Origin of the sequence: Pararcticibacter amylolyticus (assembly GCF_003130405.1) — a bacterium.
GTDB lineage: Bacteria > Bacteroidota > Bacteroidia > Sphingobacteriales > Sphingobacteriaceae > Arcticibacter > Arcticibacter amylolyticus.
Genome location: NZ_QEAS01000002.1, coordinates 221,972 through 231,387, shown reverse-complemented (window position 1 = coordinate 231,387; position 9,416 = coordinate 221,972). Strand labels below are relative to the sequence as shown.

Genomic DNA, 9,416 nt, shown 5'->3' with positions numbered 1-9,416 from the left:
GATGGGGATGAGGTGCAGAAGGGAAACCTATTAAGATTTTTACACTTTCGGGCGGGGAATACGTCTCATTTTTGATACTTTTACATTTGTCGACAAAACAACCTTCGATCTTCTGATCGCTGATTAATCCGGAAATGAAGTTAACTATTTGGGGAGCTGCCCGTCAGGTAACTGGCAGCATGCATCTGCTTGAGGTCAATCGTTATAAAATACTTATTGATTGCGGGCTTGATTATGAAAAGGAAACAAGACTGGAAGAAAATGCTTTATTTCCTTTCGATCCCGCAAGTATTGATGTAGTTATTCTTACACACGCACATATCGACCATTCCGGTAATCTTCCTACTCTTCTGCGCCTGGGCTTTGAAGGGCAGATCCTTTGTACGGCTGCTACAGCCGATCTGACGGAGCTGCTTTTACTCGATTCGGTCACTATTTTTGAGAATAAAGCCAGAAAGCAAAAAGGAAGGTATCACAGGAGGGGTAAAAAGCCGCATGGGCAGCAGCTGCTCTATATGCAGAAACATGTAATGGATACGGCGGAGAGGTTTGTTACAATAGGTTTTAATAAACCTTTCAGGCTGAACGGGGATGTAGTAGTTGAGTTATTTCCGGCCGGGCATCTTCTTGGAGCGGCAAGTGTCGTACTTACTGTAAATGAGCACGGACTGGAGAGATCCATTGCTTTTTCCGGAGATATCGGAAGAAAGAATTACCCGGTTATTGTCGATCCTTCAGAGCTCCCACCTGTAGATTACCTGGTGTGTGAATCTACATACGGCGGCCGCTACCATTCGAAAGAGGAAACGGTGGAACAGGTTTTGGTGCGCGTTATCGAAGAAACCTGTATCAAAAGCCCGGGACGCCTGATCATTCCTGCGTTTAGTATCGGCCGTACCCAGGCACTTGTATACTCGCTCAACAAGATCTTCTCCGAAGGTCTCCTCCCCCGCGTCCGGATTTTTGTGGACAGCCCGATGGCGAATTATGCAACAGACATCTTCCGGAAGTATCATCATAAACTGAACTCCGAGGCGCAGGCATTCTACCAGCAGAAGGGAGATGAATTTGAATTTGAAAATCTTCACTACGTCCAGAGCATTAAGGAAAGCCGTGAGCTCTCCAGCTATTTTGAACCCTGCATTATTGTATCTTCTGCCGGAATGCTGGAGGGAGGGCGGATACAAGATCATCTCTTTTATAATATTCAGAATTATTACTGCACGATTTTATTCATCGGCTACAGTGCAAAAGGGACTTTGGGACACCGTTTGCTGAGGGGCGACCCTATTGTTCATATCCGCGACCGGGAGCTTGCTGTATACGCCAAGATCCGTCAAACGGATGTGCTGAGCGGACACGCCGATCACGACGACCTGATAACGGTAATAAAACAGCAGGACAAAGCACGTCTCAGGAATATATTTCTTGTTCACGGGGAGCCTGAGAGCATGGCAGCTATGAGACGTGATCTGGAAGAAGAGGGCTACACTGTAACCCTTCCTGAAAAAGGTGAGACTTTTGAATTTTAAGTCATTAATCCAAAGATTTATCTAAGTTTGGTTCCCCAAGTAATTATATGTTCGCTACAAGCAGAAATACAGGTTCAGGTCACGTTAAAATAACTTCTTACAGAGCACTGTCTTCTTTGAAAGTAAGCCTGGTGCTCTTTCTTTTATCTTTAAGCTGCCGTATTTATGCGCAGGATGCCTATTGGCAACAAAAGCTGGCGTACACCATCGACGTGACGCTTAACGACCAGGATAAAACCCTGACCGGGGCTGAAAAGATCGTCTATAAGAATAATTCTCCCCAGACACTGGATTTTATATGGTTTCATATCTGGGCGAATGCATATAAGGATAAAAATACTGCCTTGTTTCAGCAGTTAAGGAAAGACCGGGAGCATAAGAAGAAGATTTCAACCTATCAGACCGGATACGTAGAAGGCCTTCAGTTTAAAGTGAACGGACAGTCAGCTGCTACGGAAGCACACCCGGTACACATAGATGTCCTCAAGCTCAAATTACCTTCTCCACTTAAACCGGGTGATTCGGTTGTTATCTCCACTGATTTCAAAGTGAAGCTTCCCTCCTTCTATTCGAGATCGGGCTTTTCGGATAATGGGTTTATGATTTGCCAGTGGTATCCCAAGCCTGCGGTCTTCGATAAGGAGGGATGGCATGAATTTCCCTACCTGAATATGGGAGAATTCTATAGCGAATATGCTTCCTATCTCGTAAATATTACTTTACCTGCCGGTTACGTGGTGTCGGCTACCGGTGTTCTTCAGAATGCTGAAGAACTAAGCCAGTATAAAGCCATCGGGCGGAAGAATGCTGAAAACAGGAAGTACGGCCCTGTTCGTTATAAGCCTGCGGGCACGGGAATGAAGACCCTGACATATAAGACCGATAGTGTGCCTGACTTCGCATGGTTTGCTTCAAAAGACTTTATCGTGCAGTATGACCAGATGACTTTGAAATCAGGCAGAAAGGTAGATGCCTTTACTTATTACTTTGATCGTGAAAATACTCCGTGGACTAACAGTATTGACTATGTTAAGGATGCCGTTGAGCAATACAGCAACTGGATCGGAGAATATCAGTATCCTGTTGTTCAGGCTGTTGAAGGGCCAAAGAACAACTCGAGCGGCGGTATGGAATATCCTACTGTTACGTTGATCACCAGTCCCGACAGTAAAAATGAAAGCCTGGACGCCGTAATTGCGCATGAAGTGGGACACAACTGGTTTATGAGTATGATCGGCTCGAACGAAAGATCCCACCCATGGCAGGATGAAGGGCTGAATACCTATTTTCAGCTCCGTTACGAGGCTATTAAATACCGTTCTAACTCGATCTTTGGAAATAATATTCCTCCTCAGCTCAGGAAGCTTTCGTTTGAGGATTTCCAGGAGCGTACCTATAACGTAATGGCAAGTATACCTATGAAACCTGCGATGGATACGCCATCAGAAGCTTTTAAAAATACGAATGACTATGCTGTTGCTTCTTATGTAAAGCCTGCATTATGGGTTTACAGGCTCCAGGAGTCCATTGGAATTGAGGGAGTGAACAAAGCGTTCAGGAATTATTTCAATCTATGGAAGTTCAGGCATCCTACCCCCCGCGATATGAAAGCTGCATTTGAGCAGTCGGCAGGTTTTACTCTCGACGCCTGGTTTAATTTATTATACAGGGAGGGGCCTCTTTAAGAGGACCTCACTTCCCTGATAAGCGCCTCCACCGCTTTTGGGACGCCAGTTCCCGCCTTCTCCGGGATAATTTGCAGGTTACTTACTCCCGGGACTCCTGATACTTTCGGATCAATCAGGATTTTCCCTGCGTCAGCAGGTACATAATCTATGAGCCCCGCTGCAGGGTAGACGAGCAGAGAGGTTCCGATAATCATAAAGACATCTGCAAGCATACATATTTCCGCTGCTTTTCCGATCATCGGAACGGCTTCCCCGAACCAGACGACATGCGGCCGCAATTGTGAACCCAGTTCGCACTTCTCGCCCATCGCAAGCTCTGCCCCGTTTATATCGTAAGTGAGATTAGGATTGACACTTGACTGTGATTTAGTGATAATGCCATGCAGATGTATGATGCTGGAAGAGCCTGCCCGTTCATGCAGGTCATCAATATTCTGTGTGATAATCGTGACATCATAATATTTTTCAAGTTCAGCGAGTGCGATGTGTGCAGCGTTGGGCTTTGCTTTCAATACTGCCTTTCTCCGCAGGTTATAGAAATGCTGTACCAATACGGGGTTACGGTGCCAGGCTTCGGGCGTAGCGACATCGTTTATATCATATCCTTCCCACAGGCCGTCTGAATCGCGAAAGGTATTTAATCCGCTCTCAGCAGAAATTCCCGCGCCTGTTAACACTATTACTTTCTGTTTCATCTTCTTTGAGTAAATATTTCCTGCCGGGAGAAAGCTCCGGCGGGATACCTGGAATACAGGCAAAGTTAAGGCCGCCTTGTGATATTGTAAATACCCTGCACCTTATATTAATCTGAAAGATATGCCCCGCTTCGTTGATTCCTCCTGTTAAATACCTTAATATTGCCGCCAAAAGAAGGATTAATGGAAAAACCAGATAGTATAATATTTGACATGGACGGAACCCTCTGGGATCCGATGGATTTGTATGTTGCCGCATGGAACAATGGTTTAAAGGCTGCCGGGGTAGATAAGTCGATGACAAAAGAAGACCTGCAACCGCTGATGGGTATGGAGGGCAAAAAGGTACTTGAGATCACTTTAGGTGAGTTTAGTGAAGACAAACAGGCCGCTGTTTACGAAAAGATCAACGAGCAGCGTAAATTACTGATTGAGCAGGGTGGCGGTACTCCGTTCGAAGGGATGAAAGAGGGAATACAGCAGATGGCTGAAAAATATAAGCTGTTTATAGTAAGCAACTGCCCCGAAGGTTTACTGGACTTATTTACCAAACGGACAGAAATAAGCGGGTATATTACCGATGTGATGGAGTACGGAATGAACAATATGCCCAAACATCATAATATCAGGATCCTGATGGAGAGGCATGGTCTTAAGAACCCGGTTTATGTAGGCGATACGGATGGTGACAGGCTGCAAAGCGAAAAAGCGGGAATTCCTTTTGTCTTCATTAGCTGCGGTTTTGGTTCGACAGATAAGTTTCATCTCAAATTTGATGACTTCAAAAGCCTTACTTCTCATTTCACAGGACTTTAAGCCGCGTTTGCAGAATGGTCCCGGAGCAAAGAAATTTTCACTGTTCTTTGTTTTTTTTATCTCTTCATGCTTAAATTTCGCACATGAAAACTAACGAAGCAGAAAGAAGAAGTTTTATCAAAAAAGCAGCTGTCGGAGGGCTCCTGTCATTGAGTCTTCCTAATATCGTCCTGTCGGCTTTTGCCGCAGGTAAAGTACAAAAAGTATCCTTGGGTAAAGGTGATGTAGTGCTGTTCCAGGGTGATTCCATTACCGACGCGGGACGGGGCAGAACTGAGACTGCGCCTAATAACGCCAAGGCACTGGGTTCCGGCTATGCTTTCCTTGCTGCTGCCGATTTGCTGAATGCTCATCCCGGAAAAGATCTTAAGATATATAACAAGGGTGTCAGCGGCAATAAGGTTTACCAGCTCGCGGAGCGCTGGGATGCAGATGCACTTGATTTAAAGCCCAGCGTTCTGAGTATCCTGATTGGGGTAAATGATTTCTGGCATATGAAGAACGGGAATTATTCGGGTACTATAAAGACCTACCGTGACGACTACAAAGCTTTGTTAGACAGAACAAAACAGAGATATCCGGATCTGAAACTGATTATAGGGGAGCCTTATGCATTGCTGGGAACTGCTGTAAATAAAGGTTGGTTTCCCTCTTTTCATGAATACCGCTATGCTGCTCGCGATCTGGCAGAGCAATTTAAAGCCACGTTTATTCCTTATCAGACAGTTTATGATGAAGCTGTTAAATCAGCTCCTGCTGCATACTGGACTCCCGATGGCGTCCACCCAAGCATTGCAGGAGCCAGATTGATGTCTTTAGCATGGCTGGAGGCAATAAAAGGATAAAAAGAAAGGCGCATCGTAATAATGCGCCTTTCTTTTTATCCTTTTTGTTTTTTTATCCGAGGGTTTCATTACTGTAGATGCTCTTGTTTGCATCGTCAACGGTGATGAATGTATAAGTATCGAGGATCTCTTCAAATTCGTCATCATCATCCCATACCGGAATAATGCTTTTTTGATGATTAAGAGTTAAAAAAGCATTTAAGGCTGCGATCCTTTCCGCATGAATACTAGGAATACCCGCGACCCCGCTTCCTGCCTGGACTGCTGTTTTTGTATCGTGGCTGATTAAAAATAGTTGTTTCATGGTTTCCATAGAGTATTAATTCCTCTTAAACCGTATTTTTTAAATACTGTTTTTGCGGAGGCAGATAAACTCAGTTTACATACGTTCAGGCACTTCAATGCCAAGCATGTTCATGCTCTTTTTAATGATTGCTGCTGTTACATTTGAAAGGGACAAGCGGAAATTTTTGATTTCAGTATCCTCTACCTTGAGGATTGGTTCTTCGTGATAAAACTTATTGTACAATTTTGCCAGTTCGTAAGCATAATTTGCAATTTCAGCGGGGCTGAAAGCTTTTGCAGATGCCGCAATAATCTCAGGATATCTGCCCAGTGCCAGTATCAGCTCTCTTTCGGTTGGTGTTATGGCATTTAATCCATCAAAATCAAACGACGTTACGTTCGCTTTTGACAGTACAGACCGGATCCTTGCATGTGTGTACTGGATGAACGGGCCGGTATGTCCCTGAAAGTCGATTGACTCGTTGGGGTCAAAGAGCAAGCGCTTCTTTGGCTCTACCTTTAAAAGGAAGTATTTCAAAGCTCCAAGCCCGATCATCCGGTAGAGGTTTTCTTTTTCAGATTCAGCGAGGCCTTCTACTTTTCCAAGTTCTTCGGTACGCTGCCTGGCAGTATCGATCATTTCTTCAATAAGGTCGTCCGCGTCGACAACTGTTCCCTCCCTGGATTTCATTTTACCTGACGGTAAGTCCACCATTCCATAGGATAAGTGATACATGCCCTTAGCCCACGATTTACCAAGCTTTTCGAGGATGAGAAATAGCACTTTAAAATGATAGTCCTGCTCATTCCCGACAACATAAATAGATTCATTCATTTTGAAATCATCATATTTCAGTTGTGCGGTACCCATATCCTGGGTGATGTATACGGAAGTGCCGTCGCCGCGAAGTACGAGTTTTTCATCCAGGCCATCAGATGTGAGGTCAATCCAAACCGAATTATCTTCTTTTCTGAAAAAGACTCCTTTGGCAAGGCCTTCGTCAATGATGTCTTTGCCCAAAAGATAGGTGTCTGATTCGTAATAGTACTTGTCGAAATTTACGCCTAACTTTTTGTAGGTTACGTCAAATCCTTCGTAAACCCAGCCGTTCATCATTTTCCACAGTCCGATCACTTCTTCATCTCCTGCTTCCCATTTTTGAAGCATCTGCTGTGCCTCGCGGATCAGGGGAGCGTTCTTTTTCGCTTCTTCTTCTGTCTGGCCTGCAGCTTTGAGTTCATCAATCTGTTTCTTATACTCCTTGTCGAAAATGACGTAATATTTTCCGACGAGGTGATCTCCCTTCATTCCGCTGCTCTGAGGTGTTTCAGAGTTGCCGAACTTTTGCCAGGCTAGCATAGACTTACAAATATGGATACCTCTGTCGTTAACAAGATTGGCTTTGATAACGTCGTATCCCGAAGCTGCCAGTATTTCAGCGACAGAATATCCCAATAAGTTATTCCTGATGTGACCGAGGTGCAGGGGCTTGTTGGTATTGGGGGATGAATATTCCACCATTATCTTTTTTCCGTTGGCAGGAAAAGTTCCGAAGCCGTCTTTGCTAATGATGTTTCTGAAATTACCGATCAGGTACTGGCTGGTAAGGCTTAAGTTGAGGAAGCCTTTAATGACATTAAATCCGGCAATGTGCGGCAGGTTTTTTTGAAGGTACTCCCCGATCTCGTTTCCCGTTTGTTCCGGCGATTTCTTCGAGATCCTGGTAAGAGGAAAAGTCACGATTGTCACCTCCCCTTCAAATTCTTTCCTTGTTTCCTGCAGATTAATGTCGCTTTCTTTAAGTTCTGTATGATATAAAGCCTCAACAGCCTGTAGTGTTCCCTGTATAATAAAATCCATGTGCCAAAATTAATGATTACGGCGAAAATGACAGAGTTTATATTCGCACAAATTCTGGTAGATTTGTAAGGCACCAGTAAATTATGAAAACAGAAGATTTTAAGCTCTCAGTGGGATCCGAAACGGGTAAACTCAAGTGTTTGCTCATTCATAGTCCGGATAGCGGCATTGGCCGTGTAGCTCCATCGAAGGCGCAGGACTGGCTTTTCGAGGACATTTTACACCTGGATACTGTAAGAAAAAAAGAATACGATTATTATGTAAAGCTTCTTCTCTACTTTCTGGATCCTGGCAGAATTAAGGGGAAGCTGGACATTGTAGATTCGGAAGAGAGCAGGCGGGAGTTCTTCAAACCTTCCAAGCCTGGTTTTCATAATTCGGACAAGGTGATAGAGTTTGAGAGATTGTTAACGGATATACTGGAGTTTCCCGACACCTGCAAGAAACTCACAGCGGCAGTCTGCGCTATAGAAGGCTGTAGTTACAGTATGCAGAAAGAGCTGATCAACACTCCGGCAGCCGAACTTTCTAAAATATTCATCTCTGGTTATATGCCCGGAAATGAAATGATATTCCCTCCTATCCCCAATCTTATTTTTACGCGTGATATCGGTATTACGATCAACAACTTCATCCTGTTGAATAAACCCGCCAAAAAGGCCAGGTCGAGGGAAACCCTCCTTGCCAGGTATATCTTTTTCAATCATCCCCTCTTTGAAAACTACCGGAATAATATCCTGGAGATCCCTGCAACCATCCAGTATTTTCTGCGCCCGGGAGAGGAGCACGGTGAGAAGACGACTATTGAAGGAGGCGATGTGATGGTTGTCAGTCCGGATCACGTACTGATTGGCTGCAGCGAACGCACTTCCGCCAGCGGGGCGAGCGAAGCGATTAAACTTCTGTTTGAACGGGACGTCGTGAAAAAGGTCACCGTGGTCAAGATCCCGCATAAAAGGGACTTTATGCATATCGATACCATCTTCACCCAGATTGACCGCAGGACATGGGTGGTATTGGGATCTATTTCGTCTCAGCAGAAACACAAAGGTTCTGAACCCGTGGATTACCTCTCGGAAAAGCGTAATAAGGAGAAGCCCGAGATCTTTCAGTTTGTGAAGGGCAAGGTTGACCGCCCGAGGATGTACACCTGCATTGAAGACCTCCTAACGGATATCAGTAAAAATGATCTCGGATGTAAAGAAGAGGTTCGTTTTATCTATAGCGGAAACAATCATTTCCCATTTGATGTAAGAGAACAATGGACGGATTCCTGCAACCTTCTGGCACTGAAGGAAGGGGTAGTTGTCGGCTACGACCGCAATGACCGAACCGTCGACGCATTCAAAGCAAAGGGCTTTTCAGTCATTCAGGCTGAGGAACTGGTCTCAAAGCTTGAATCTGATGAGCTGTCCGTTGATGAAATACAAGATACTTTGATCCTGATGCCGTCGGCAGAACTGTCGCGCGCCAGAGGGGGATTTCATTGTATGAGCATGCCGTTACTGAGGGAAAATTAAGTTTTACTGAGTTGAAAGGTGAAAGTTAAAAGTAGAAAGTTCTGGACGGAAATTGTGTAATTAACAGATTAGATGTAAATAGTATTGCATACCGGTTATCAGGGCGATTTTAGGATAAAAGAAACCTTGGTTAGATTTCACTAGTTTATAATAGTATTGCCGATTGCTTTGTGA

At 44.6% G+C, this 9,416-nt stretch carries 8 protein-coding genes; 5 read left to right on the top strand and 3 right to left on the bottom strand.

Annotated elements, in window-relative coordinates:
* Positions 1-134 precede the first annotated feature (134 nt).
* Together DDR33_RS03425 and DDR33_RS03420 are read left to right on the top strand one after the other, a co-directional pair.
* On the top strand, positions 135-1,532 hold the full coding sequence (locus DDR33_RS03425) for an MBL fold metallo-hydrolase RNA specificity domain-containing protein (RefSeq protein ID WP_109414358.1): 1,398 nt from the start codon (positions 135-137) through the stop codon (positions 1,530-1,532).
* Between the two features lie 47 nt (positions 1,533-1,579).
* On the top strand, positions 1,580-3,217 hold the full coding sequence (locus tag DDR33_RS03420) for a M1 family metallopeptidase (protein ID WP_109414357.1): 1,638 nt from the start codon (positions 1,580-1,582) through the stop codon (positions 3,215-3,217).
* Here DDR33_RS03420 and DDR33_RS03415 read toward each other — a convergent pair.
* Complete coding sequence (locus DDR33_RS03415) at positions 3,214-3,915, bottom strand: SIR2 family NAD-dependent protein deacylase (protein ID WP_109414556.1); 702 nt, start codon at positions 3,913-3,915, stop codon at positions 3,214-3,216. The genes DDR33_RS03420 and DDR33_RS03415 overlap by 4 nt on opposite strands.
* 183 nt (positions 3,916-4,098) lie before the next feature.
* On the opposite strand from DDR33_RS03415, the gene DDR33_RS03410 reads away from it, so the two are divergent.
* Positions 4,099-4,731, top strand: coding sequence for an HAD family hydrolase (locus tag DDR33_RS03410; protein WP_109414356.1), 633 nt, complete (start codon positions 4,099-4,101; stop codon positions 4,729-4,731).
* A gap of 83 nt (positions 4,732-4,814) precedes the next feature.
* Positions 4,815-5,576 carry an SGNH/GDSL hydrolase family protein gene (locus DDR33_RS03405; protein ID WP_109414355.1) on the top strand — a complete coding sequence of 254 codons (762 nt, stop codon included), beginning with the start codon at positions 4,815-4,817 and terminating at the stop codon, positions 5,574-5,576.
* Between the two features lie 52 nt (positions 5,577-5,628).
* On the opposite strand, the gene DDR33_RS03400 is transcribed toward DDR33_RS03405, so the two are convergent.
* Together DDR33_RS03400 and argS are read right to left on the bottom strand one after the other, a co-directional pair.
* Positions 5,629-5,880, bottom strand: a complete 252-nt coding sequence (locus DDR33_RS03400) for a hypothetical protein (RefSeq protein ID WP_146198694.1) — start codon at positions 5,878-5,880, stop codon at positions 5,629-5,631.
* A 75-nt stretch (positions 5,881-5,955) separates the two neighbouring features.
* Positions 5,956-7,722 (bottom strand): arginine--tRNA ligase, encoded by a 1,767-nt coding sequence (gene argS, locus DDR33_RS03395; protein ID WP_109414353.1) that lies wholly within the window; start codon positions 7,720-7,722, stop codon positions 5,956-5,958.
* Positions 7,723-7,805: 83 nt separating this feature from the next.
* On the opposite strand from argS, the gene DDR33_RS03390 reads away from it, so the two are divergent.
* Positions 7,806-9,242 carry an arginine deiminase family protein gene (locus DDR33_RS03390; protein WP_109414352.1) on the top strand — a complete coding sequence of 479 codons (1,437 nt, stop codon included), beginning with the start codon at positions 7,806-7,808 and terminating at the stop codon, positions 9,240-9,242.
* Positions 9,243-9,416 lie beyond the last annotated feature (174 nt).

Bases quoted from the DNA above. Each gene is read 5' to 3' on its own strand.
- DDR33_RS03425 (WP_109414358.1), top strand. From the start codon at position 135: ATGAAGTTAACTATTTGGGGAGCTGCCCGTCAGGTAACTGGCAGCATG.
- DDR33_RS03420 (WP_109414357.1), top strand. From the start codon at position 1,580: ATGTTCGCTACAAGCAGAAATACAGGTTCAGGTCACGTTAAAATAACT.
- DDR33_RS03415 (WP_109414556.1), bottom strand. From the start codon at position 3,915: ATGAAACAGAAAGTAATAGTGTTAACAGGCGCGGGAATTTCTGCTGAG.
- DDR33_RS03410 (WP_109414356.1), top strand. From the start codon at position 4,099: ATGGAAAAACCAGATAGTATAATATTTGACATGGACGGAACCCTCTGG.
- DDR33_RS03405 (WP_109414355.1), top strand. From the start codon at position 4,815: ATGAAAACTAACGAAGCAGAAAGAAGAAGTTTTATCAAAAAAGCAGCT.
- DDR33_RS03400 (WP_146198694.1), bottom strand. From the start codon at position 5,880: ATGAAACAACTATTTTTAATCAGCCACGATACAAAAACAGCAGTCCAG.
- argS (WP_109414353.1), bottom strand. From the start codon at position 7,722: ATGGATTTTATTATACAGGGAACACTACAGGCTGTTGAGGCTTTATAT.
- DDR33_RS03390 (WP_109414352.1), top strand. From the start codon at position 7,806: ATGAAAACAGAAGATTTTAAGCTCTCAGTGGGATCCGAAACGGGTAAA.